Source organism: Hymenobacter sp. GOD-10R (assembly GCF_035609205.1).
Taxonomy (GTDB): Bacteria; Bacteroidota; Bacteroidia; order Cytophagales; family Hymenobacteraceae; genus Hymenobacter.
On record NZ_CP141184.1, the window covers coordinates 4,072,506 to 4,096,160 of the forward strand.

Here is a 23,655-nt window from a genome sequence, read left to right on the forward strand (position 1 = left end):
GAAAAGTGTTTTGTGCCGGTGGTCATCGGCGCTGGTTTTACTAGCTACAAGTACACTTACTAGTTGTACGTTGCCGCGCATGCTTAAGGTTGCGGAGGCCGGACGTCAAGTAAGTGTGCAACCGTCGGTACTGGACAGCAACGGCGAAAATGTGCTGTTTGAAGTGACCGCGCGCGTACCTGTAAAACACTTGCACCGCGGCAAAGCCTACCGCCTCAACCTGCGCTACCGCTACAACAACGGTTTGAGCGAAGACACCGTGGGTCGTCTTGCATTCCTTTCCGGCGAGTACGTGTACGACCCCGAGCACAAAAACCAGCTCGTCATTACCAAGCAGTTTTCCTTTCCCTACGTAGCCACTAAAAACCCCGGCTTTCTGGTAGCTACGCCTGAAGTGTATGAGCTAGGGCAGGAAAGCCAGCGGCGCCGGGCGCCAGAAATTACCCTAGCCCGCGGCATCGTGACGACGGGGCGCTTGGTGGTGCGGCAGGATACCGCTATTCAGATTGTGCCCATCAGCGTTAGCAACGTTATGAGTGGCACGCGCGTGTTGCCGTTTTTCTTCGACGCGGGACAGTCGGCCATCCGCAACTACCTAGGTACCAACGTGGCCGCGCTAGAAGATTTCATCGACGCCAACCAACACACCGAAAAGGTGATGGTAGTGGCTGGCCACTCCCCCGACTCGCTCGATATGCGCGACCCGCGGCTAGCAGACAAGCGCGTGCAGGCCCTGCTGCGCTACTACAAGAAGCGCGTAGATGGCTACTCGTATCTTAACTCGGTGCGCAGCATCAAGTTCGAAACTGCTGCCTACCACCGTCGCTGGGACTTGTTTTTGAACAAAGTACAAGCCTCCGCACTAAAACCCGATCAGATTGACTCCGTGTTGTTTATCATCAACGACACCCCAGGCACCTTTGCTGAGAAAGAGCGTCGCCTGCGCACCCTCTCCTTCTACGACTACCTAGAGCAATATGTCTACCCAGTCATGCGCTTCGGCACGGTGGCTGTGAAGTACACCGCGCCCAAACGCTACGACTCGGAGATTTATCTACTCTCCAAGAAGATTGTGGAGAAGCAAACGGAAGCCGACGCCCTCACGCCGGAAGAGCTCCGCTACTCGGCCCAGCTCACACCGCTACTAGCCGAAAAGCAGCGCATCTACGAAACCTCGGTTGCTACCACTGGTCGTTGGGAGGCCTACTACAACCTAGGGGTCGTGTTGCAGCTCCGCTCGGAGAAAGAGGTGAATGCCAAAGTGGAACGCGCTTACCTACGTCGCGCCGCGACCAACTTCGTGCTGGCCGCGCACCGCAACCCCACGGCTGCCCTCTTCTACCGTGCCGCCAGCGCCTACCACCGCGCCGGCGACCGGCTCGAAGCCCTGCAGAGCTACGACTACGCTATCAAGCTAGGAGGCGCCCGCCAGATGCTCTACAAAGTATTTGCCGACAAAGCCGCGCTCGAAATTGAAATCGGTCAACTCGACGATGCGCTCGGCAGCCTCAGCTACAGCAACAAAACCTACCAAAACTTAATGAACCGGGCGCTAATTCACCTGCTAAAAGGTGACCACGCTGGCGCTACGGTGCTCTACTACGAGGCGTTGCAGCTGAAACCCAACGATGCCCTCTCCTATTACTGCCAGGCCGTGGTAGCGGCCCGCACCAAGAACGAAACGTTGCTAGGTCAACAGCTGCGCCGCGCCGTGGAGCTAGACCGAAGCTTTGCCAACCGCGCCGTAGAAGACCTAGAGTTTCAGGAATACGCGGGGAGTAAGACGTTTGTGGAGGCGCTGCGGTAAGGATACTTACTCAGACTTCCTAAACCCCTTCTGGCGATTAGACCGCTTTTGAAAAAGCTTGCATGTCAAGCCATCTGAATTATTCTGTCCACTAGTTTACCAAATTACTACCTAGGCTATTCTTTATAAGCTCGCGAAGCACCATGATACAACCAGCCGTAAACAAGCCCAACGAATCCATAAATACATAGCACAGTTCCTATCGAACCACGAATATCCAAATGGTACACAATCAGGGTTGTTAGGAATGACCAGACAATGCCATGAGTCAGCCCAACAAGTAAGGCGGTTAGTTGTGTAAACTGCTTACCTAAAAATGTCATCACGAGCTTAAAGCTGAAGCTAGCAATCAAATAGGCAATGCCGTAGTATGCTAGTTCAATAATAGGCGCAACGAAGAAAGCAATAGCCAACCGCCATAATGGGGTGTGCCATAAGCTGAGTCTATCAAACCAGGACAGTTGCGGAAAAAACATACGCACAGAACCGGCCATTAAGGCGCAACCATATAGGATTGTGAGTTGACGTCCTAATGACATTAGATGAGGGACAGGAGAGAAGGCATCTGAATTTTCAACATTAACCGAACGCCACAGATACTAATCTGCACCATTTAGCTGCGCTCACAAGGTAGAAAATCTAACCTAGCTCGGCCGGATTTATAATCCGGCTGTCGTGAGCCGGGGATTTGCAATCTCCTATGGCACAGCCACACGCCTCGCCAGAACAACTTCGGCACCCTAGCTTTACCAACCAGCCGCCACGAACTGCAATAACCTCTAATGCCGCTCATCTTTGTACGCTGGCTGTCGTGAGCCGGGAATTTCTCCCCACTTTTACCCGATAGTTCTACTTCATATTACTTCATGGTTCTTTTATTATTATCGTGTTTGTGGATGTTGCTGGTGCCATTATCATTTGGGAGCTGGTTTTTGGACCAACTTCGGCGGTGGAGCAAAACCTATCTTTCTTCTAATGACACTGAATCCGTATCAGTGCTGGTAATATGGTGGCTGGGCATCGCGCTACTCACAGCCCTGCTCGAAACTTGGGCTCTGTTTGGCCCTTTGCGCGGCCCGACCTTTTTAACTGTTGGGCTTCTGTCAGTGGGCTTACCTCTGCTCAGTCGCAGCGGCTGGCAGCAGGTAGTAGGAAGCCTCCGTTTGCAGTTCGCGCACTGGAGTCCCCTTGCCTGGGTGACCATGGTATTGGTAGGATTGAATTTGCTTGTTTTAGGCACGCTACCACCACTTGATGGGGACACAGCCGTTTACCACGCTCCATTCGTGCGCTGGCTGGAAGAAATGGGAACTGTGCCGGGCTTAGCAAACCTGGATTTGCATCTGGGTTACAACTCGTCCTGGTTTGCTACGGAGGTGCTTAGCAGTTGGGGGCAATGGTTAGGTAGCCCTGTGCAAAGCCTGATGCCGCTCACGTTGATACTCTTCACTGGCTATGCGCTGGCTCCTCTCACTCGCAAACAAACTGGTTTGCTCTCCTACACGGCTCTATTTAGGCTTTTGCTTGGGTTCGTTCTACTCTTTTGGGGTAGCTACGGCATCTTATCGCTGGGAGCCGACTCAGCCTCCATCGTATTAACGTTCACAATACTTAGCCAAACGGCAGAATTGGGTGTTCCTAGTAGAAGCCAACCGTTGGCCCTAGGTCACTTAGCTGTAGTACTACTTATTCTGTACGCTATAACCATTAAGCTGACGGTGGTTCCCTTAGTGCTGATTCCTTTGTTCTGGTTTTGGCATTACCCTAGGCCAGGCCGCATCAAAGTAAATTTGCTTATCCGTATGGTGAGCTTTGGCTTGATCCTAACCCTTCCTTGGCTCCTTAACACGGTTACGTTAACGGGATACTTGTTCTTTCCTTTTCCAGCCCTGGACCTCTTAACGGTTGATTGGAAAGTTCCTGCAACAAGTGTAGCTGACCACGTCTCGTACATCCGCAACTTTGCCCGCAATCCGGCGCTGACCCAGTACAATGTATATGGAAAGCCTGTAAGCTACTGGTTGCCAATCTGGTGGCAGCAGCAGCAACCGTATGATCGTTTTATAACGCTCTTGTTGCCGGGTTTAGCACTAATTAACCTAGGAATATTTATACGCTGCCGCACTTGGCAAAGTCAGCACCGCACAAAATGGAGCTTGCTGATCGGCGTGACTTTACTCGGCATTGTCTTCTGGTTTAATTCCGCGCCGGCTTACCGATTTGGTTACGCCTTCGTCCTGCCGTTGTTCTGCTTACTGCTCATTCCGCTTCTGGCGGTGTGTAGTCGTAAGCTGCACTTAAATCTTAGACCTTGGCTTGCATTGAGCATGGTAGCCGCTTTGCTAGCCACTACAACGTTGATCGAGCTGCGCTCCTTTGGCGTGCCCCGTCAACTGACTCCGACCGAGTTTAGCTCCTTGCTAGCTCACCTACCTGCGGAAGATACGCGCGTTATGGTAGCAGCCTGCTACCCAATCGACTCTACAGGTTACTATTCACTGCGCGCCTACTTACCGGGTACGACCAAGCTAAAGCTCGTGTACACACTCACGCGACATGGCCAGCTGCAGGCCAACGGCTTGGTTGCCACTACGCAACGGTGGCTGCTACCGGCTCCGTACCCAGTCAACACGTTTGAGGTATTCCGGGTTAAACAGGTTAAGTTCCTGCGCCCCGCTGCTCACCCGGCGCATCCCGAGTACGGGTACTGGTATGCGCCATTTCCGGCGACCAGCACCAGTCCCTCGTCTATTTGCCTGCGTTCTGACCAGCTCCGCGAGGGTTTTCTGCCTTGCCAAGCCGCTTCTCGCTAGGAACACTCAGCTTAGGCACAGCAGAAAGCAGCCGGCGCTATTAGTACCCTAGGTGGCGTGGTACATCTCGCTCGTTTGGCCGAACGGCTAGCTCTGTCACTGCCCGTAGGCAGCCTTTGTTAGTTTGCGGCGCCGAAGATGTCCGGCGAGTTTGCCCATCCGCCCCAAGCGTTGTAGCTTTACGGGCCGGTTTGCGCCGGCTTTTCTTCTTTTGAGTTTATCGATTTCTCTGTCAACCAATACCTATGCGGACCATCCAATTCCGGGAAGCCCTGCGTGAAGCCCTGTCCGAAGAAATGCGGCGCGATGAGCGCGTGTTCCTGATGGGCGAAGAAGTGGCCGAGTACAACGGCGCCTACAAAGTAAGCCAGGGCATGCTCGACGAGTTCGGCGCGAAGCGCGTGATTGATACACCGATTGCGGAGCTAGGCTTCGCGGGCATCGGCGTAGGCGCGGCTATGAACGGCCTGATTCCGATCATCGAATTCATGACCTTCAACTTCTCGCTGGTAGCCATCGACCAGGTAATCAACGCTGCCGCCAAGACGTACTCCATGTCGGGTGGTCAGTACTCTTGCCCGATCGTCTTCCGTGGCCCAACCGGCAACGCGGGTATGCTCTCCTCGCAGCACTCCCAGAACTTTGAAAATTGGTACGCCAACTGCCCTGGTCTGAAAGTAGTTGTTCCTTCTAACCCCTACGACGCCAAAGGCTTGCTGAAGAGCGCCATCCGTGACCCCGATCCGGTGATCTTCATGGAGTCGGAGCTGATGTACGGCGACAAAGGAGAAGTACCAGAGGAAGAGTACTTGCTGGAAATTGGCAAAGCCAACGTGGTGCGCCAAGGCAAAGACGTAACACTGGTGAGCTTCGGCAAGATGATGAAGGTAGTGTACGCTGCCGCCGACGAGTTAGCCAAGGAAGGCATCGAAGCCGAAGTAATCGACCTGCGCTCAGTGCGCCCAATCGACTACGATACGCTGGTGGAGTCGGTGAAGAAAACCAACCGCATCGTGATTGTAGAAGAAGCTTGGCCGCTGGCTAGCATCAGCTCGGAGCTAGGCTACATCATCCAGCGCCGCGCATTCGACTACCTCGACGCCCCCGTGGAGCGCATTACCTGCGCCGACGTGCCGTTACCCTACGCGCCTACCCTCATCGAAGCATCGCTGCCGAACGTAGCTCGCACGGTGAAGGCAGTGAAGAACGTACTGTACAAGACTGCCTAAGATCAGTTTTCCTAGCTTCCAGAAGAGCCGCCCCGCACAAGGGCGGCTCTTCTTGTTTGTGGCCCGCTGGTTATTTTAGCCTGCGCACAACATGAAAACCAATTGGTAAACTGATTGTCGTCGGACCGGCAGCCGCCCGCAGCCACACCAGCCTAGCACCTGCGGCGTGGGGTTGGCAGATGGGCGCTTATCAACCTAGGTTTTTTAGGATAAAACCTGCTTCATTTGAGCCAGAACGGCTTGGTTTTTCGTATCTGCTGTTGAGTTGCTCCTTTCCCACTCTACTCCGCTCTGCACGTATGAATCACCGTTTGCACATCCGTTTTGAACAGCTCGAACGGGCCACAGAACAGCTGCTAAGCACAGCTACCGCACTTGGCGCCAAAGACCATCAGGTACCGGGGCCGGAGCAATGGTCAGCGGCGCACGTCGTGCAACATTTGTTACTAGCTGAAGCTAGCATCGGGCAATACTTGGAGAAGAAAGTTATGCAGGAAGACGGGCATGCTCACGCGGGGATTGGGTCTTTCTTCCGATCTAGTTTGCTCCGCGTATTACTACGTCTGCCCTTTCTGCGCTTCAAAGCGCCGGACCGCTTAGCGCGAATGATGCCCGCCGAAATCCCACCCATCAGCCAACTTCAAACGGAGTGGGCTAGCGTGCGCCGTCGCCTCGAACAACTTCTGAATGAATTTCCGTCGAAGCTATTGGGCCGGGCTATCTTCCGTCACCCACGCTCCGGCATGCTCAATATTTATCAGACGCTCGACTTTATGATCGACCACGTGCTGCGCCACCAACGCCAAGTGGAGCGAATTGCACGGGCTGTGCAAGGCGCATAGAAAAGCCCTACAGCGCGTTCAACTGCAGGACGTAACCATCCTCAACGAGTTGCCCGACTGTTAAACTTAAACACGTCGGGCGCGCTCCTACGAGCTTTTAACAATATCCGCGTACGTCTCGTGGCGCGGCAGCTGCTTCATAGCTTCCACCAAATCGTCGGGGGGCAGCGTTAGCTTGCGCAGACGTAGATCCATCCAAGCTCCGTCCACCGTAATCGTGGCGGCCGGACGGCCATCGGCTTTGAAGATGGTGTGCACAATGCGCCACCGCGAACCATCTTCGCTCAACCCAGCCAGTTCGCCCCTGACCCGTATCACTTCGCTTAGCCCAATCTCCTTCAGAAAGCGCGTATCCTCGCGGAACAGGATGGGACCAATAGCTAGCTTGGCAAATGTCTGCATGGGGAACCCGTGCTCAGCTAGGTACTCTAGGCGAAGCTGCGCAGCATAGTCGGTGTAAGCAGAATGGCGCATGTGCACATTCGGGTCCATATCGGCCCAGCGCGCGGTGTACGTTTTCTCGAAAGGTTGCGGCTGCATTCAGGAAGTAAAGGAGGATAAGTGGGTGTACACAACTTGCTATAAGCAACCATATCGCTGCTTGTACCATGTACTGTTTTGTGCCTTTTTATTACTCAGAGCTGACTCCGGTATACTTATTTTCCGATCAAAAATAGGGATATGGCGCCGTACGGCCACAAATAAAGCGATTCGGTTGATACAAATGCCGCTGCAGTTTACAAAATCGGGGTCCTCTTTTGCAACTTGTCGGCTCATTGTTGTAGCGCTGTTTATGAACCCCAACCTGCACCACCTTTTTACCATTGCGCAAAAGCCTGCTCGACGGATCATTGGCCTTATGTCGGGCACTTCGCTCGATGGCCTAGATGTAGCGCTATGCCGCTTTCAGGGCAATGGAACGACCACACAAGTGCAGGTAGAGCGATTCGCTACGGTGCCTTACACCGAGGAAGTAAAAGCAGAAATCCGCCGCGTATTTGCCAAGTCTGAAATTGACTTCGAGCACCTCTGCTTATTGAACCCATGGATTGGGCTGCTGCACGCCGACATGGTGCTGGCCTGCTTGCGTGATTGGCAAATTGAGCCTACCGAAGTAGACTGCATTGCGAGCCACGGGCAAACTGTTTTTCATGCGCCGCAACGCCAACACGGTCACGTTAGCTTTCCGAATGCAACCTTACAAATTGGCGACGGCGACCATGTTGCGGTGCGCTCCGGGATTCTGACGATCAGTGACTTTCGCCAGAAACATATTGCCGCTGGCGGCGAGGGAGCTCCGTTGGCTGCTTACGGCGATTACCTACTGCTTTCGAAAGCCGGTGAAGACCGCATCTTGCTGAACATGGGGGGCATTGCCAACTTTACCTACTTACCTGGCTCCCTCGATCCGGCTAAGGTATTTGCCACCGATGTGGGCACCGGCAACACTTTACTCGACGCCTTCACCCGGCACTTCTTTCCCGAAAAAAGCTTCGATGCCAACGGCGACCTAGCTGCGCAAGGGCAGGTACACCAACCGCTGCTCGCCGCGCTGCTGGCGAATCCTTTCTTTGCCGCCGACTTTCCCAAGACGACCGGCCCGGAGCTATTCAGCATGGCTTACGTGGCTACCGCGCAACAGCGCGCCCAGGCTACCAACCTGTCTCCAGTCGATCTGCTCGCCACGCTCACGCAGTTTAGTGCCGAAGGAATTATCCAGGCTATTGAGCGGTGCGCCCCCACGGCATCGACTGCCAACCTAGCTATTTACGCCAGCGGCGGCGGCACTTACAACACGGTTTTGATGAATACGCTGCGTGAGCGGCTGCCGCGCTTCGCTTTCCACACCACGGCCGACCTAGGTATCCACCCCGACGCGAAAGAAGCAGTCCTATTTGCTACGCTGGCAAACGAATGCTTGGTCGGGAACCCAGCGGCTCAGCCTAGTCAACCGGGCAGCCCTGCTATTTCGATGGGTAAAATTTCGTTTGCGCAGTAATGAGTGACTGAGTGGCTTCGCACTGAGTGACTGAGTAAAAAATGACGTTCAACAACCTGCTCAGCCACTCAACTACGGAGCGTCAGGCGGGCTAGATATTGCTGCTGATCGTCTTCGTCTACGAACTCCACTTCATACCCGGCGGCTTCGGCGTAATCCTGCAAGATCGTTGGGTCGGCAAAGAGCCACGGGAAGCTAGGCCCGGTTTCGTCTTTGTAGGTCATGGTGTACTCTACCTCGCCGTAATAAGGCCCGTTAAGATTAAGCACCAGGGCACCTTCTTCGTCTTCGTAGAGGTAGCTGATATCAGAGGAAGTAGCCAGAATCTGGCCGCCGGGCGCCAGCAAAGAGCGCGCATGCACCAGAAATTTCTCCAGCCCTTCCAGGTTTCCAACTAGTCCTAGGCCATTCATGAGCATCAGAATGGTATCGAAATGCTCTTGGGTGGCGGGCGCGTCGAAGATGTCGTGACGGGCTACTTCCCGCACGCCCCTAGCTTGCATGACTTCTATGGCTCCCGCTGATACGTCGATGGCTTTCACCTCGAAGCCACGGCTTTGCAGCTCTAGCGCGTGTGCCCCGGCCCCGGCACCAGCATCAAGAATACGGCCGCGGCATTCTTCCAACGCGGTGCGCTCTAGCTCAGGCATTTCCCATAGCGTGCGAAATAAGTAGCTGGCGGGCAGCTTATCCTCTTCCGTAACATTGGAATGCACGATGACAGTGGCGCGCTTGTCGCCGTGTTGATACGCAAGCAGCGCCTGACCAATTGGGTCAGCAATGGGTGAATGTGACATAGGGCAAAGATAGGTGGACGTAGCCAGCGGGTAGGCATTTGTAACTAATACGTAAGCCTAGCGGTTTTGAGCAGTGACGAGAAAATGCGTTGGCCTGAGGCCACCAGCAGCTAGCCAACACCTGATTCTTATGCCCCACGCCAAGCCAGACGGCACGCCCCACTTCACGAAGTCGACCCTACCCACCAAGATCTGCCTGACCTGCGGCCGGCCTTTTGCCTACCGCAAGAAGTGGCGCAACTGCTGGGAAGAAGTGAAGTATTGCGGCGAAAAGTGCCAGCGCAACAAGCCTCGGGCGCAAGACGCAATGACTGCCGCGAGCTAGGCTCCAGCGATTCCGCGGGGTGGTGCATCCTTGCTAGGCTTGTTTGCGTTGTTGGGCTGACCACTTACTCTTTTCCGCCTCTCCCCCATGGCCAGTAACCTCGATTACCTCGATCCTTCTCTGTTGCCGCTCGAAGAAAAAGTCACGGCTTACCTCGCAGCCGAAGAAGAGCTGCGCAAAGCATCCATCACGGCCCGTAACCTGCCCGTGATGGATGCCGAAGTAACTGAATCGGAGCAGGAATTCGATCAACGCCCTGCCACCGGCAGCTTCGATCAACAAGCCGACGAAGTGCAGCTCAAGCTCCAGAACATGCAGGAGGACCTAGCTAGCTTACGCCAGGAAATTCTAGAGCTACTGCCCGTGCGCGACGAATTTGTGAAAGTAAACCTAGGGTACGGCCCCAGCCGCGTGGGAGCCTTTGCCATCAAAGCGCTCGACGGCGGCACCGACTACGAGCTGCGCATTGTGCATTAAGCTTTAGTTGCCTTAAGCAGTAGCCCGTAGCGTGGAAATTCGTCCCGTGCTACGGGCTACTGCTTTAATAAAGCGACTTGGTAAAGCCAACCTTGATGCGCACCTGAAAGTCGGAAATCACCTTGAATATTTCCTTGAGCGTCACCTGCTCTACTTTCGTTAGCTTGTTGGGGTCTAGGTAGTTGTCAGGCATGGTGCGGTCGTTGATGATCTGCACAGCTTGTTTCTTCAGGCGCATACCCATCAGGTAATAATACGCGTGCAGCAATTCATGGTACTCCTTCTCGGTGAACACTTGCTCGTGCCACAGCGCCTCTAGCCGTTCGCCGGTGTTTGTGAGAAAGATGCGGTGCTTAAGGGCATACACCCGCACCAAGTCCACGATGGGCGTCATGGTTTTCTTCAGGTTGAACACCTGCTGATTGCCCCTAGCAAACGTGCGGATGTTGCGGAAGAACGTCAATGATGGCTCGTATTGCAGCGCATTTTTGGTCATGTGGAAGAAGAAGCTATCCAAGGGACCTTGCAGCTCTTGGTTCATAAACTCCTTCAACTCGGCCATGATGCTTGGCTCGCCGTAGAGGTAGCGGCAGTCGAAAAAGGCCGAAAACTTCATCACCGTATCCGGGTTAGATTCGGCCATCCACTCCTGGTAGTTGCGCTTCCAGTGCGACAGTGAGTGCGTCCACTTATGGTTTTTTGCCATGTAGCCACCCTCGCAGAAGCTAAACCCAATGGAGTTGAGGCGGTCGGAAATGATTTCGGCGAAGCGCAGGAAGTACTCGCGCACCTCCTCGCGGTGTTCGTTGGCTTTGTCTTCGTAGATAATGGCGTTGTCTTGGTCGGTAAGCAGGGTTTGCTCCTTGCGCCCTTCGCTACCTAGCACCATAAACACGAACTTGGCCGGCGGCGGGCCCATCTCCACTACCACGCCTTCAATGACGCGCAAGGCAATGGTGTCAGCCACGGCCGTAATAACTTGGTTGACGATTTCAGCCCGCACACCGCGGTTTAGCAGTTGGTACACCATCTTGGGCACCTCTTCCCAGCGGCGCTTCAGCTCATTGACCGACAGCGCCTGCCGCACCGATTGAATAAACACAAACGGCGACTGTCCTTGGTCGCTCAACAGCTTGTTCCGACTGATAAAGCCGATGTACTCGCCGTTGCGGCTGATCAGCAGGTAGCGCGTTTTGGTACGGAACATCAGCAACAGCGCCTCGTACACGTACGCCGTACTTTCGATGGACAGCACCGGCGCATCCATAATGCTCGCCACCGGCGAATCAGTGGGCGCTTGCTGGGCCACCACATTGTCACGCAGTGTGATATCCGTCACGTACCCGATAACGTTCGATTGCGCATCAGTTACAAACAAGCAGCTGGTTTTGCCTTCCGCCATGGCGCGGGCCGCTTCGTACACGGGGGCATCCTGCGGGCAAGTCACCAAATCGCGGAATTCGATGGCTTCGATACGGCGCGAGTAGAACTGGTCGGCGGCAATGGCATTTTCTTCCGGAGCCCGCGACGGTTTCACGAAATGCGCGTACTCATCATCGAGCATGCGCTGCCCATAACGGGCGGTGAAATAATGGAAGAAGTTCTCGTACGCTTGGCACAAGGCCTTGAAGTCGTGGCGGTGCAGGAAGTACACCAGCGTGCCTTTCTTGGCAATGACTGTGCGAATCGACCGTTTTTTGTTCAGCAGAATAGATACGCCGCCGTAGCAAGAACCTCGGCGGTAATACTCAATTACGCGCTTGTTCTGCTCACTATCGTAGAAAAACGTTTCGTACTCGCCTTCGACCACAATCTCTACCCCGCGCATTTTCGACTCGTCCTGCAAGTGAATCACGGCTTCTTTCGGGTGCCGTATCTCTTGCAACAGATCTACTACCCCCCGCAGCACATCCTCGGACAGCACGTTGAAGGGCGTTACAGTTTTCAGAAAAGCTAAGCGTTCCTCGTTCATAGAGCGGGCATCATAAAAAGAAGTGCGTAAGGTAGCTAGGCACATAATACAATACGGAGTCGCAATTTCAGCAATAAGCGGCAAGCTACCTGCCTCGGATGATGGCTACCAGGGCCGCAAGTCAGCTTTGCAAAGGCTCGCAACTCCTACAGTTGCCACCAACGACGGCGTTGCACCGCAATTTCTTTCGGTAGCTGCTGGTGCGCAATCGTTTGCTCGTTTATGTCGCCTTTGCGTAGTAATTCGAAAAAACAACGGGCCGCTGCTTGGGCATCTACCCGGGCATCATGCTGGTGCAGCAAGGGCTCGTGGAAAAGCCGTTTGTACAAATCACCCAGTGATAAGTATCGCTGTTGCGCCGGCCGCACGAATCGTTCGGTCAGCTTCATGGTGCAAAAAGTGGGTAAGCTTTGTAAAGGGTTGTCGATTTGGGCGCGGTAGAACCCAGCCCCGAGCATATGCAGATCCAATTCCATGAAGTGCGCTACTACGAGCGGCTGGTACTGGGATAGGTCATCGTGTAAGCGCTGCATTACCAAGCTTCTACTTTGACCATGTGCTTGCAAAAACGCAGAGGTCAGCCCGTGAACCTTGCCAGACGACGGGCTAATCGCGACATCCTCTGGCAGCGACAAGTAGTGATTTTCGGCCTTTACCTGCTCTCCTTCCTTGGTATAAATCACCCAAGCTAGCTGCACGATGTAGGGCCAGTTCTGCTCGGCCGCATACGGTTGGCTCCAGTCGGTAGGCAGTCCTGACGTTTCCGTATCAACGAATAGCAAAAACTCTCTCACAACCCTTAAATCTTGGATACGCCGCCGGAACAACTGCGGCTGATGGTAGCTAGGTGCTTCCGTTGGTGAAGGTAGCAGCCCCCAATTTTTTCACCTATTGACGGAGCTAGTTGACTCCGCGTTCTAGTAATTAACACAAAACTGCACATTTATTCACTCAATTAGCACAAACGATTGTGTAGTTTCGCCCCAAATCGTTGTGCTACTTCCCAAGAATGCCTACTTTGCCGGCCTGAATCCGGTTTTCAGCCGGTGCTTGTGTCCGTACGTAAGCATTCTATAGACAAGCGTAGTCTCTTCCGTCCCGATTCGGCTGCACATTCTTCTCGTCCAAACGCCTTTTCAATTTATCCCATTTTCTTTTCATGGCATCAACAACCACCTCCCTGGAACAGCTTAGCGTCGATACAATCCGACTTCTATCGGTAGATATGGTGCAAAAAGCCAACTCGGGTCACCCTGGTCTGCCGCTGGGCGCTGCCCCGATGGCGTACGTATTGTGGTCACGCTTCTTGCGTTTCAACCCACAAGACCCCAAATGGCCCAACCGGGACCGGTTTGTGCTGTCGGCTGGCCACGGATCGGCCCTGCTTTATAGCCTGCTCCATCTTTATGGCTACGACCTGACTATGGATGAGCTGAAGCAGTTCCGCCAAGCAGGCGCCCGCACTCCCGGCCACCCCGAGTCGAACGTGACGCCCGGTGTAGAGGTAACCACGGGGCCCCTCGGTCAGGGCTTCGCTAACGGAGTGGGTATGGCCATGGCAGAGGCGCACCTAGCTGCTACCTACAATAAGCCTGGCCACGAAGGCATTCAGGACCACTACACCTACTCCATCGTCAGCGACGGCGACTTGATGGAAGGTGTCGCTTCAGAAGCAGCTTCGCTGGCTGGTCACTTGCAGCTAGGTAAGCTCATCTACCTCTACGACGACAACAATATCTCGCTCGACGGCCCCACGAGCCTAGCTTATACCGAAGACGCCATGAAGCGCTTCGACGCGTACGGCTGGCACACTCAACACGTAGCGGACGGCAACAACCTCGACGAGATTGAAGCCGCTATCAAGGCCGCTCAAGAAGTAAAAGACAAGCCGTCGATTATTGCGGTGAAAACCATTATCGGCTTCGGTTCGCCGCTGGCTGGCACCAGCAAGTCACACGGCAGCCCACTTGGCCCCGACAACGTAAAGAAAACCAAGGAGTTCTACGGCTGGGACCCCGAAGCAACGTTCGTAGTACCCGACGAAGTGTACGAGCACTTGCGCGCACCCGGCCAACAAGGCGCCGAGTTGCAAAAAGAATGGGATGCCAAGTTCCAGCAGTATGAGCAGGAGTTCAAAGCGGAAGCCGACCAGTTCCACGTTTCCTTCAACGGCGACCTGCCCGAAGGTTGGGACAAAGACCTACCGGTGTACACGCCCGCCGATGGTGAGCTAGCTACCCGCCAAGCCTCAGGTAAGGCGCTGGTGGCTATTAAGAAAGCTGTGCCCTTTATGTTCGGTGGTTCGGCTGACCTAGCTTCGTCGAACGAAATGGACAAGTCGGGCGACGACTCGTTTCAGCCCGGCCACTACGAGCGCAGCAACATCTGGTTTGGGGTGCGTGAGCACGCCATGGGCGGCATCATGAATGGCATTGCCCACCATGCTGGCCTGCGAACCTACGGCGGTACCTTCCTCACCTTCTCCGATTACATGCGCGGCGCTATCCGCCTCACGGCCCTGGCCGAGTCGGCTTCGACGTTCGTGTTCACCCACGACAGCATTGGCCTCGGCGAAGACGGCCCTACGCACCAGCCCATCGAGCAAATCGTGTCGCTGCGTACGCTGCCCAACGTGGTAGTATTGCGCCCCGGCGACGCTAACGAAACGACTGAAGCGTGGCGCATTGCCATGAACACGCCGAAGTCGCCGGTCTGCCTCATTTTGTCGCGCCAGAAACTGCCGATCTTCGACCAGAGCACCATGGGTTCGGCCCGCGAAGGTGTTGCCAAAGGCGCTTACATCCTGAGCGAAGCCGACGGTGGCACGCCCAAGCTTATCCTCATCGCAACGGGTTCGGAAGTGAGCCTAGCCTTGGCCTCGCAGAAGGCGCTGCAAGAAGAAGGTATTGCTACCCGCGTGGTGAGCATGCCGTCGTGGGAGCTGTTTGAGCACCAAGACAAAGCCTACAAAGAGCAAGTGTTGCCGCCTTCCGTGCGCAAGCGTGTAACCATTGAGGCGGGTTCGCCGATCGGTTGGGCCAAGTACGCTACCGACGAGGGCACCAGCATCAGCATGAACCGCTTCGGCGAGTCGGCTCCGGCTGAGCACCTGTTCGAAGAGTTCGGCTTCACAGTGGAGAATGTGGTGAAAACCGCGCACACTGTATTGCAAGAGCAACCTGCCGAAGAAGACAAGAAGCAAGTCGTTTCGTAAGGCCTCGCGCGAGGCTTTTGCTTGGTGCCCGGGTGAGTAACTTTCACCTAGGCACCAAGTAAAAGCCTCGCGTTATTGTTCTTATTAAATCGTAGAACGTATGCGCTGTTAGCATTGCTGATGTCAGGACCTAGCCTGCAAACGCAGTTAGACTTCCTTGCTTGAGGCGGCATCGGCCCCTCCGCTCAGCACGCGCCATTCATAAAACGGTTCTTTCAACCCCACTTTCATGAACCCATTAGTTGCTATTCGCGAGTTCAACCAAAGCATTTGGTTGGACTTTATTCGCCGCAAAATCCTCATCAACAGGGAGTTGCAGAAGCTTATCAAAGAGGACAGCTTGCGCGGCGTGACCTCAAACCCGGCTATTTTCGAGAAAGCCATCGGCGGCAGTGACGACTACGACGCGGTTATCCGCTCGCTGGCCCTGCAAAACAAGCCCGCCGAAGAAATCTATACCGAGCTAGCTATCGGCGACGTACAGCAAGCCTGCGACCTGTTCCGCGAGCTTTACGACAGCAACGACAACTCCGGCGACGGCTACGTAAGCCTGGAAGTTTCGCCCGAGCTGGTGAACGACACCGAAGGAACCATCGAAGAAGGCATGCGCTTCTGGAAGGCCGTTGATCGTCCGAACGTGATGATCAAGGTGCCCGCTACGCTGGAAGGTTTGCCCGCTATTCGCCGCCTCATTTCGGAGGGTATTAACGTCAACGTGACGCTGATTTTCGGTTTGGAGCGATACCGCTTAGTGGCCGAGGCTTACCTAGCTGGTTTGGAAGACCGCGTAGCGGCTGGCAAGCCCATCGACAACATCGGTTCGGTAGCTAGCTTCTTCCTCAGCCGTATCGACGTACTGATTGACCCCATGCTGGAAAAGCTGGTAGCAGAAGGTGGCGAAAATGGCAAAATTGCCGAAGGGCTGGTAGGCGAAGTCGCTATTGCTAGCGCCAAGAAAGCCTATCAGATCTACAAGGAAATCTTCTCGGGTCCGCGTTGGGAAGCGTTGCAGGCCAAAGACGCCAGTTCGCAGCGCTTGCTGTGGGCTAGCACCGGCAACAAAAACCCTAAGTACGACGACCTGAAGTACGTGGAGACGCTCATCGGGCCGCACACGGTGAACACCATTCCGCTGGAAACACTGGATATCTTCCGCGAAAAAGGCAAGCCCGCCGTGCGTCTGGAAGACAACCTCGATAAAGTAGAGCAGGTTCTCAACGACCTGCCCAAGCTAGGTATCGACCTGGAAACCCTCACGAACCAACTCGAAGTAGAAGGCGCCCAGAAGTTCAAAGACCCCTTCGGCAAGCTGATGGCTTCGTTGGAAAAGAAACGCCAGCTAGCTTTCGAAGAGAAAGTTGTGCCGGCTGATTTTCAGCTAGGTCCGTATCAGAGCGCCATTGACTCGAAGAAGCAAGAGTACCAGTCGAGCAACTTCATCGACGGTTTCTGGCAGAAAGAAGCCACGCTGTGGACCCAGAACGCCGAGGCGCAGGAGAGCATCCGCAGCTTCATGGGTTGGTTGCGCGTCGCTGAAACGATGGTGCCCGCTGCCCCAGCATTGGAGCAGTTTGCCCACGACATGAAAGCCGCTGGCTATACGCACGTGGTGGTAATGGGTATGGGTGGCAGCACCATGGCCCCAATCGTGTTCGAGAAGTCGTTCCAGAAAGGTGAAGGATTCCTCGAAATGCTCATCCTGGACACGACCGACCCCGGCACCGTGCGCCACATCGAAGAAAGCGTACCGCTGGAAACGACGCTGTTCATTGTGGCCAGCAAATCGGGCACCACGGCCGAGCCGTTGGCGTTCGGCGACTACTTCTACGACAAGCTGAAGGCTATCAAAGGCGACAAAGCCGGCGAGAACTTCATTGCCATTACGGACCCAGGTTCCAAGTTCATCAAGACGGCTGAGGAGCTAGGCTACCGTCGTACCTTCTTGAACTTCACGGAAGTAGGCGGCCGTTTCTCGGCTCTCACCTACTTCGGTTTGGTGCCGGCCGCGCTCTACGGCTTGAACGTAGGCGAGCTGCTGGAGCGTGCTATTCGCATGATGCGTGCTTGTGGTGCTTATGGCGCTACCGAGCAGAACCCGGGCCTAGACCTAGGTGTAGCCCTCGGCGTATTGGCTCAGCAAGGCCGCGATAAGATGACGCTCATCACGCCTCCGTCGCTCAGCGACCTAGGATTGTGGCTGGAACAGTTGCTGGCCGAAAGCACTGGCAAAGAAGGCAAAGGCATTCTGCCGGTAGCCGGTGAGCCACTAGCTGAGCCTGCCATCTACGGCAACGACCGGGTGTTTGTGTACGTCGGCTACCAGAACGAAGCCGACGAGGACAACAAGCAGAAGCTACAAGCCTTGGCCGCCGCTGGTCACCCGGTTATCACCATCCTAATGGAAGATACCCTCGACCTAGGTCAGGAGTTCTTCCGCTGGGAAGTGGCCACCTCCATCGTGGGTGCGGTGCTCGGCATCAACCCCTTCGACCAGCCCAACGTGCAAGCCGCCAAAACGGCCACCGACCGCCTGATGAAGGAAGTAACCGAGAAAGGCAGCCTGCCCGAAGAAACGCCTGCCCTCGAAGCTGATGGCGTGAAATACTTCACTACGGCCACTGGCAATGACGCGACGAGCCTCCTGAGCCAGTTCTTCCAGGCGCACCCCAGCGACTACGTAGCGGTTCAGGCCTACCTGACTGAAACGCCAGCGTTGAGCAATGCCTTGGAGCAGCTGCGCGAGTACATCCAGCAGCACCTACACGTGGCTACCACCTTCGGCTATGGCCCGCGCTTCCTGCACTCGACTGGTCAGTACCACAAAGGTGGTCCTAACACGGGCTTGTTCTTGCAGCTCACAGCCGATAACCCGAACGACTTGCCGCTGCCCGGCCGCTCCTACACCTTTGGCACGCTCAAGAACGCCCAAGCCCAAGGTGACCTAGTGGCCCTGCGCGACAATGATCGTCGGACGCTGCACGTGCAGCTAGGTGCCGATGCTTCTGCCGGTCTGCACACGTTGCTTAAGGCACTGCAAGCCGCCACGCTAAACGCGGCGCGTGCCTAAACCCACGTAAGATCAACGGCCTTGCTGATACTCATCAGCAAGGCCGTTTTCTTATCTGACTTTTCCTATTGTTCAGCCCTAAGCCCTTGCTGAATCACCAGTACCGCTAACGTTTGCGGTCTGCTGCCTAGAGTCATCTTTTCATTTCTCGACAGCTTTCTACCTCTAACCCATCCTATGAAATTCAAAAAACTACTCGCCTTAGCTGGTCTGGGCCTCTCCTCTTCTTTTTCCTCCTTTGCACAATCGATTGTGATGAACGTGCAGGCGGGCGACCCCAAGCTCCAGATCAGCAAGCACATTTATGGTCAATTTGCTGAGCACCTAGGTCGTTGCATCTACGGTGGCTTCTGGGTTGATGAAAATCTGAACGTGCCGAAGAAAGACCGCCTTCGCCTTGATATCATCGAGGCTCTCAACAAAATCAAAATCCCCAACCTGCGTTGGCCTGGCGGCTGCTTCGCCGACACCTATCATTGGCGCGACGGCATTGGCCCACGCAACCAGCGCCCAAAGATGCTCAATGGCACTTGGGGCGACGTGGTAGAAGACAATAGCTTCGGCACACACGAGTTCTTGGAGCTGTGCAGCATGCTGAAATGCGAGCCTTACCTAGCTGGCAACGTGGGTAGTGGCACCGTAGAGGAAATGTCGAACTGGATTGAATATCTGAACCTGAATGGCGACACCCCGCTAGCTAAGTTGCGCGCCCAGAATGGCCACCCCGATCCGTTTAAGGTGAGCTTCTGGGGAGTGGGCAATGAGAGTTGGGGCTGCGGTGGCAACATGACTCCGGAGTACTACTCCGACCAGTATAAGCAATACGCGACGTTTGCAAAAAGCTACCCCGGTGCCCCCTTGCGCAAGATTGCCAGCGGTGCCAATGGCGACGACCGTAACTGGACGGAAGTCTGCATGAAGAAGATCCCGGTAGATCAGCTGTGGGGCATTTCGTTGCACTACTACACACTGCCCACTGGCAACTGGGGCAAAAAGGGTCCCGCTACTGGCTTCGATGAGCAGGCTTACTTCAGCACGGTGAAAAACTGCCTGAAGATGGATGAAATCGTAGCGGCGCACTCGGCCATTATGGATAAGTATGACCCCAACAAGAAAGTAGCTTTGGTAGTAGATGAGTGGGGCGTGTGGACGGATGTGGAGCCTGGCACTAACCCAGCCTTTCTTTACCAGCAAAATACCCTCCGCGACGCATTGGTAGCGGGTACCACGCTCAACATCTTCAACAATCACTGCGACCGGGTGAAGATGGCTGAGTTAGCCCAAGCCATCAACGTACTACAATCATTAGTGCTCACTGATAAGGAAAAGATGCTGCTCACACCTACCTACCATGTGTTCGACCTCTACCAGGTGCACCAAGACGCGCAATATCTGCCCCTCAAATTTGCCAGCCCCGACTACGTGCTAGGGAACGACAAAATTCCGGCACTTAATGCTTCCGCCTCCAAGGATAAAGATGGCGTCGTGCATATTTCCCTCGTAAACCTAGATCCGAAAAAATCTATCAAGGTGGAATCGGGCATTGATGGTGTAACCTGGAAGAATGCTACAGGCCAAATCTTGACTTCGGCGAAATTCAATGACTACAACTCTTTCGATAACCCAAATAAGGTGAAGCTAGCCCTCTTTAAAGGCGCGAAAAAGCGTGGGAATAAGCTTGAGGTCGAAATACCTGCGCAGTCAGTTGTAGTATTAGCCTTGAAATAACCGCACCCTATCCATCGTCTGCTATCGATAATTAGTAGATGGACACTACTTAACGCGAAAGGAGAGCATACAGAAATGTATGCTCTCCTTGTTTATAAACAACTCACAAAAGGCTATTTACAGAATACTCGTAATGACATATACAAGAAGCTAGCTAGTAGCATCTCGTTAATATCAGCTTACTTTCGAGCATGATAACGCAAACTCACCTTCCTGTTTTTGCGGTAGCGACAAAGAAAAACTCCTGCTCTTTCGGGCAGGAGTTTTTCTTTGTGAAGGTTATTATGACTAACCTTGGTTTTCTACCTTCTTCGGGCGGCCTGGACGCTTAGCACCTTCTGCGCGAGGCTTACGCTCTTTTTTTGCAGGCTGATAATCAGATTGGAACACAACAGAGAATTCATCAAAGGCAGCTTGCAATTTGCTGTATGCCTTCCGCATCTCGCCAAGCAGCTGCTCATTATTAGAAGCATTTGCAATAGCTTCCTGTATTTTGCTTAAATCCATATTTGCCACTTTCGTACGTTTTTAGGGTTGGCGGTTAAGTAGATTAAATTTACGTTGGCAAAGAAAAAAAGATTTTACCAATAAACAATAACTATAATTTTCACTTGCTGCATTTACCCCTACTATATAGAACTAAATTCTTGCACAAATAATATGCTAGTAGCCTAGCCAATATTCATATTGGGAAGAGGCAGTCAATACTTCGTCGATCAGCTGCGAAAGGCCATATAACCACGTAACTATCAATAAGTCTTTTATTTAACATAAAAGCAGAAAGCTTTAATAGCTATTCTAAGTTGTTTATTATCAATATTTCTGCAATTATTATTATCAGAAATACACAGTTACTAGCTAGCATTCCTACAATCAGTAAGGACCATTTTACGATTGTTTTTAGCGCATAAATGCCAAGAAATTATGCCTAGCCGCTGTGTGACACGGTACCATTGCCTCGCGATAACCAAAATCTTTTGCTAGCTATTAGCAAGAGGACCTCTCAACTATCTAGACACTGCTCGGCTCCTTTGTTAAGCTAGCGCAAATTTGTCATCAGGACGCTAGCAATCTTTATTCTCCGCAGCACTCGTTAGTGGTTACTCAATAAACTTATGACTCGAACTCCGAAGCCGATGTTTAATGTTCTGTATTCCTATAGCTGATTTTAAGAGAGATTGGTTAAAACAGTCACTTATAATTTATACTTAGCCTGGCATGCATTACATTCCGGGCAGCTAACGAAAACCAAGAGCCTCGTTTAGCAGTACTTACTCCATTGTAGAGCTTTGTGCAACTTATTTCAGTATCATGACCGACCAAATAGAAAAGTTTCCTGGTTCTCTCGCTAGCAAAGGTTTACCTACACCTGTTTTAAATGAATTAGAACGGCTTGTAGATGAAATGCATATCACGGAAGCTACTGTAACAGAACACGTCCATGCGCTTTCTGAAAAGCTCATGAAGTTTTACGAGCAAGAGTATAATGCTCCCGTCGACAACGTAGCAGAGTTTACTGCACTCGTAAATTCCGAAACGTGGAATTACCTCTATCAAATGCGCGATGGAGAGGCTGCAAAGAATAGCTAATTCTTCCGCTTTGTTTCTTCTAATTGAGCTTGTCACCGCTAGTGTAACAAGCTCAATTATATTGTACGGAAGCTAGCTTCAGACAGCATTTTCCTGGGGCTAGCTTTATTACTTACGACACACAACGGCTATTTCTAGTTTTGTCAGGTTCAGCAGGTTACTCTCTTATAACCTTCGCTCGCAAACAACTATTTGGTTTTAGCTACCAGATGCCTTTACCTTTAGGGCACCAATTCTTTCCGACAAAAGGATTGTTTTTATACAGAGGCGTGGAGAGACAGGCTCAACGAAACGCCGGCAACCCCTGCAAGTGCAGAACGGTGCCAAGTCCTGATCATATAAAAACAAGTTGCCGTGAATTCCTCGCACAACCCATTTTCTTTTCTCTCCGCTGCTCTTGAGCTACCTTCTGCATGCTGCTGTCGCATGTGTCTGAACGAGCTTATGCGGTGTTGTTGCGCGTGCTAGCTGTTTCCTTAGCAGCAAAAGTACTCTTGTATTTGCGCGGTTAGTTACGCCTAGTGCTTACTGGTTTTCGCACCGGTAGTGCGACCTAGGTTACCGTTCCAGTCTACAAACAAGGTGGACTGCTTTGCAGCCTTTGCGCTGCTTTTTCTACTCGCATTTTGTATTTAACTCATTGGGTAAGGCGCAGATGGCCAGTTAAGCCGGGCGCACTCCCCTCCTCTTTTCCTCGATCATGAAAAAGTATTATGGCTCTTTGTGGCTGTTCCTACTGCTATTACTAGTAAGCGTGGTGTCCTTTTTTTCCCAACAAGAACCTGCAGAGCGTCCAGACCGAGAGTTTGCACAGACTCAGCAATCTTGGCTGCGCCAGCGCTAAGCTAGGGTCGCTGGCACTACGTTCCCCCGCTAGATCTCATTTTTAATTACTTCCTACTTCTGAGGCCTTTGTGTCGTACGGCCACCAGCCACGTATCCCCGTTCATTTCTCCGCTTTAGAACAAACTGCTTTTTGCAACTCATGATTTTAGAAAAGGGCTCGTACTGCAAGCTATTGGTTGCGCTGACAACAGTTTCGTTATCAACGCTGCTCGGGGCCGCCACCTTCTCAAGCGGAAAAGAGCGCAAACCTAGCGCGGCGGTATCACCCAAACCAGCTAAGAAGAAGCTGCTTTTCTCCGATGATTTTCAAATCCTTGATACTCTCAAGTGGCGCCCCGAAATCGAGCCGAAGCCCAATTCAACGGTGTATGCGAAGCAAGGTAAGCTCGTGCTAGATACGCAAGGCGGCGTAACGGTGTGGTTGAAGCAGCCGTTGCACGGCAACATCCAGATTGAATATACTCGGAAGATACCCGTGGCGGGCAACCCCAACGACCGCCTCTCCGATTTGAACCAGTTCTGGATGGCTAGTGAGCCTACCAGTGATGGTACGGCGCTAGTTACTCGTAGCGGTAAGCTGGAAGGGTACGACAACCTCCGCCTTTATTACGTAGGAATGGGTGGCAATACCAACACGACTACGCGCTTCCGCAAGTACCAGGGAAACGGCGAACGAACGCTACTTCAGGAGTACAGCGACCCCGCGCATCTGCTCCAACCCAACAAAGAGTACAAGATCAAAACTATCGTGCAAAACGGTACGACTAGCTTCTGGGTCGATGGTACGTGCTTTTTTACCTACACAGATCCGACACCGTTTAAGACTGGCTATTTCGGTATCCGCTCCACGAAGTCGCGCCAGGAAATAGCGAACTTCCGGGTGTACCAGCTAAACTAAAATCTTAGCTACCTAGGTCGTAATACGTTGATTCATTAGAAAATAATTCGA

At 53.3% G+C, this 23,655-nt stretch carries 18 protein-coding genes and 1 riboswitch; of the genes, 12 read left to right on the plus strand and 6 right to left on the minus strand.

What is annotated here, in order from left to right; genetic code table 11:
- Window positions 1–79: 79 nt before the first annotated feature.
- Complete coding sequence (locus SD425_RS16190) at window positions 80–1,807, plus strand: tetratricopeptide repeat protein (RefSeq protein ID WP_324670978.1); 1,728 nt, start codon at window positions 80–82, stop codon at window positions 1,805–1,807.
- 116 nt (window positions 1,808–1,923) lie between these two features.
- Here SD425_RS16190 and SD425_RS16195 read toward each other — a convergent pair whose 3' ends face one another.
- On the minus strand, window positions 1,924–2,301 hold the full coding sequence (locus SD425_RS16195) for a hypothetical protein (protein ID WP_324670979.1): 378 nt from the start codon (window positions 2,299–2,301) through the stop codon (window positions 1,924–1,926).
- A 372-nt stretch (window positions 2,302–2,673) separates the two neighbouring features.
- Here SD425_RS16195 and SD425_RS16200 point away from each other — a divergent pair, with 372 nt between their 5' ends.
- From SD425_RS16200 to SD425_RS16210, 3 genes are all read left to right on the plus strand, one after another.
- Window positions 2,674–4,620: an LIC_10190 family membrane protein gene (locus tag SD425_RS16200; RefSeq protein WP_324670980.1), complete on the plus strand. Its 1,947-nt coding sequence runs from the start codon at window positions 2,674–2,676 to the stop codon at window positions 4,618–4,620.
- A 245-nt stretch (window positions 4,621–4,865) separates the two neighbouring features.
- Window positions 4,866–5,849, plus strand: coding sequence for a pyruvate dehydrogenase complex E1 component subunit beta (locus SD425_RS16205; RefSeq protein ID WP_324670981.1), 984 nt, complete (start codon window positions 4,866–4,868; stop codon window positions 5,847–5,849).
- 299 nt (window positions 5,850–6,148) lie between these two features.
- The gene (locus SD425_RS16210) at window positions 6,149–6,691 is read left to right on the plus strand and encodes a DinB family protein (RefSeq protein WP_324670982.1); all 543 of its coding nucleotides are present in this window, start codon (window positions 6,149–6,151) and stop codon (window positions 6,689–6,691) included.
- A gap of 87 nt (window positions 6,692–6,778) precedes the next feature.
- Here SD425_RS16210 and SD425_RS16215 read toward each other — a convergent pair whose 3' ends face one another.
- Window positions 6,779–7,231: a thioesterase family protein gene (locus tag SD425_RS16215; RefSeq protein WP_324670983.1), complete on the minus strand. Its 453-nt coding sequence runs from the start codon at window positions 7,229–7,231 to the stop codon at window positions 6,779–6,781.
- 253 nt (window positions 7,232–7,484) lie between these two features.
- Between SD425_RS16215 and SD425_RS16220 the strand changes: the two genes are divergently transcribed.
- The gene (locus tag SD425_RS16220; RefSeq protein WP_324670984.1) at window positions 7,485–8,690 is read left to right on the plus strand and encodes an anhydro-N-acetylmuramic acid kinase; all 1,206 of its coding nucleotides are present in this window, start codon (window positions 7,485–7,487) and stop codon (window positions 8,688–8,690) included.
- A gap of 68 nt (window positions 8,691–8,758) precedes the next feature.
- On the opposite strand, the gene SD425_RS16225 is transcribed toward SD425_RS16220, so the two are convergent.
- Window positions 8,759–9,487, minus strand: a complete 729-nt coding sequence (locus SD425_RS16225) for a class I SAM-dependent methyltransferase (RefSeq protein WP_324670985.1) — start codon at window positions 9,485–9,487, stop codon at window positions 8,759–8,761.
- Window positions 9,488–9,617: 130 nt separating this feature from the next.
- Here SD425_RS16225 and SD425_RS16230 point away from each other — a divergent pair, with 130 nt between their 5' ends.
- Together SD425_RS16230 and SD425_RS16235 are read left to right on the plus strand one after the other, a co-directional pair.
- Window positions 9,618–9,812 (plus strand): DUF2256 domain-containing protein, encoded by a 195-nt coding sequence (locus SD425_RS16230; RefSeq protein WP_324670986.1) that lies wholly within the window; start codon window positions 9,618–9,620, stop codon window positions 9,810–9,812.
- Window positions 9,813–9,899: 87 nt separating this feature from the next.
- Window positions 9,900–10,289: a hypothetical protein gene (locus SD425_RS16235; RefSeq protein ID WP_324670987.1), complete on the plus strand. Its 390-nt coding sequence runs from the start codon at window positions 9,900–9,902 to the stop codon at window positions 10,287–10,289.
- A 64-nt stretch (window positions 10,290–10,353) separates the two neighbouring features.
- Here the strand turns inward: SD425_RS16235 and SD425_RS16240 are convergent, their stop codons facing one another.
- Together SD425_RS16240 and SD425_RS16245 are read right to left on the minus strand one after the other, a co-directional pair.
- On the minus strand, window positions 10,354–12,261 hold the full coding sequence (locus tag SD425_RS16240) for a DUF294 nucleotidyltransferase-like domain-containing protein (protein WP_324670988.1): 1,908 nt from the start codon (window positions 12,259–12,261) through the stop codon (window positions 10,354–10,356).
- A 146-nt stretch (window positions 12,262–12,407) separates the two neighbouring features.
- Complete coding sequence (locus tag SD425_RS16245) at window positions 12,408–13,055, minus strand: 3'-5' exonuclease (protein WP_324670989.1); 648 nt, start codon at window positions 13,053–13,055, stop codon at window positions 12,408–12,410.
- 365 nt (window positions 13,056–13,420) lie between these two features.
- Between SD425_RS16245 and tkt the strand changes: the two genes are divergently transcribed.
- The 3 genes from tkt to SD425_RS16260 all read left to right on the plus strand — a co-directional run bounded on the left by tkt (window position 13,421) and on the right by SD425_RS16260 (window position 20,270).
- Complete coding sequence (tkt, locus tag SD425_RS16250) at window positions 13,421–15,475, plus strand: transketolase (protein WP_324670990.1); 2,055 nt, start codon at window positions 13,421–13,423, stop codon at window positions 15,473–15,475.
- Between the two features lie 229 nt (window positions 15,476–15,704).
- On the plus strand, window positions 15,705–18,542 hold the full coding sequence (locus tag SD425_RS16255) for a bifunctional transaldolase/phosoglucose isomerase (protein WP_324670991.1): 2,838 nt from the start codon (window positions 15,705–15,707) through the stop codon (window positions 18,540–18,542).
- A 177-nt stretch (window positions 18,543–18,719) separates the two neighbouring features.
- The gene (locus SD425_RS16260; protein ID WP_324670992.1) at window positions 18,720–20,270 is read left to right on the plus strand and encodes an alpha-N-arabinofuranosidase; all 1,551 of its coding nucleotides are present in this window, start codon (window positions 18,720–18,722) and stop codon (window positions 20,268–20,270) included.
- Between the two features lie 288 nt (window positions 20,271–20,558).
- On the opposite strand, the gene SD425_RS16265 is transcribed toward SD425_RS16260, so the two are convergent.
- Window positions 20,559–20,777 (minus strand): hypothetical protein, encoded by a 219-nt coding sequence (locus SD425_RS16265; protein WP_324670993.1) that lies wholly within the window; start codon window positions 20,775–20,777, stop codon window positions 20,559–20,561.
- A gap of 804 nt (window positions 20,778–21,581) precedes the next feature.
- Between SD425_RS16265 and SD425_RS16270 the strand changes: the two genes are divergently transcribed.
- Together SD425_RS16270 and SD425_RS16275 are read left to right on the plus strand one after the other, a co-directional pair.
- The gene (locus SD425_RS16270) at window positions 21,582–21,860 is read left to right on the plus strand and encodes a hypothetical protein (RefSeq protein ID WP_324670994.1); all 279 of its coding nucleotides are present in this window, start codon (window positions 21,582–21,584) and stop codon (window positions 21,858–21,860) included.
- A 254-nt stretch (window positions 21,861–22,114) separates the two neighbouring features.
- Window positions 22,115–22,205: riboswitch (SAM riboswitch) on the plus strand.
- 640 nt (window positions 22,206–22,845) lie between these two features.
- Window positions 22,846–23,604: a DUF6250 domain-containing protein gene (locus SD425_RS16275; protein WP_324670995.1), complete on the plus strand. Its 759-nt coding sequence runs from the start codon at window positions 22,846–22,848 to the stop codon at window positions 23,602–23,604.
- The last annotated feature ends 51 nt before the right edge of the window (window positions 23,605–23,655 follow it).

What these genes read in the sequence shown, in the direction of transcription:
- SD425_RS16190 (WP_324670978.1), top strand. Translation starts at nt 80, where the DNA reads ATGCTTAAGGTTGCGGAGGCCGGACGTCAAGTAAGTGTGCAACCGTCG.
- SD425_RS16195 (WP_324670979.1), bottom strand. Translation starts at nt 2,301, where the DNA reads ATGGCCGGTTCTGTGCGTATGTTTTTTCCGCAACTGTCCTGGTTTGAT.
- SD425_RS16200 (WP_324670980.1), top strand. Translation starts at nt 2,674, where the DNA reads ATGGTTCTTTTATTATTATCGTGTTTGTGGATGTTGCTGGTGCCATTA.
- SD425_RS16205 (WP_324670981.1), top strand. Translation starts at nt 4,866, where the DNA reads ATGCGGACCATCCAATTCCGGGAAGCCCTGCGTGAAGCCCTGTCCGAA.
- SD425_RS16210 (WP_324670982.1), top strand. Translation starts at nt 6,149, where the DNA reads ATGAATCACCGTTTGCACATCCGTTTTGAACAGCTCGAACGGGCCACA.
- SD425_RS16215 (WP_324670983.1), bottom strand. Translation starts at nt 7,231, where the DNA reads ATGCAGCCGCAACCTTTCGAGAAAACGTACACCGCGCGCTGGGCCGAT.
- SD425_RS16220 (WP_324670984.1), top strand. Translation starts at nt 7,485, where the DNA reads ATGAACCCCAACCTGCACCACCTTTTTACCATTGCGCAAAAGCCTGCT.
- SD425_RS16225 (WP_324670985.1), bottom strand. Translation starts at nt 9,487, where the DNA reads ATGTCACATTCACCCATTGCTGACCCAATTGGTCAGGCGCTGCTTGCG.
- SD425_RS16230 (WP_324670986.1), top strand. Translation starts at nt 9,618, where the DNA reads ATGCCCCACGCCAAGCCAGACGGCACGCCCCACTTCACGAAGTCGACC.
- SD425_RS16235 (WP_324670987.1), top strand. Translation starts at nt 9,900, where the DNA reads ATGGCCAGTAACCTCGATTACCTCGATCCTTCTCTGTTGCCGCTCGAA.
- SD425_RS16240 (WP_324670988.1), bottom strand. Translation starts at nt 12,261, where the DNA reads ATGAACGAGGAACGCTTAGCTTTTCTGAAAACTGTAACGCCCTTCAAC.
- tkt (WP_324670990.1), top strand. Translation starts at nt 13,421, where the DNA reads ATGGCATCAACAACCACCTCCCTGGAACAGCTTAGCGTCGATACAATC.
- SD425_RS16255 (WP_324670991.1), top strand. Translation starts at nt 15,705, where the DNA reads ATGAACCCATTAGTTGCTATTCGCGAGTTCAACCAAAGCATTTGGTTG.
- SD425_RS16260 (WP_324670992.1), top strand. Translation starts at nt 18,720, where the DNA reads ATGAAATTCAAAAAACTACTCGCCTTAGCTGGTCTGGGCCTCTCCTCT.
- SD425_RS16265 (WP_324670993.1), bottom strand. Translation starts at nt 20,777, where the DNA reads ATGGATTTAAGCAAAATACAGGAAGCTATTGCAAATGCTTCTAATAAT.
- SD425_RS16270 (WP_324670994.1), top strand. Translation starts at nt 21,582, where the DNA reads ATGACCGACCAAATAGAAAAGTTTCCTGGTTCTCTCGCTAGCAAAGGT.
- SD425_RS16275 (WP_324670995.1), top strand. Translation starts at nt 22,846, where the DNA reads ATGATTTTAGAAAAGGGCTCGTACTGCAAGCTATTGGTTGCGCTGACA.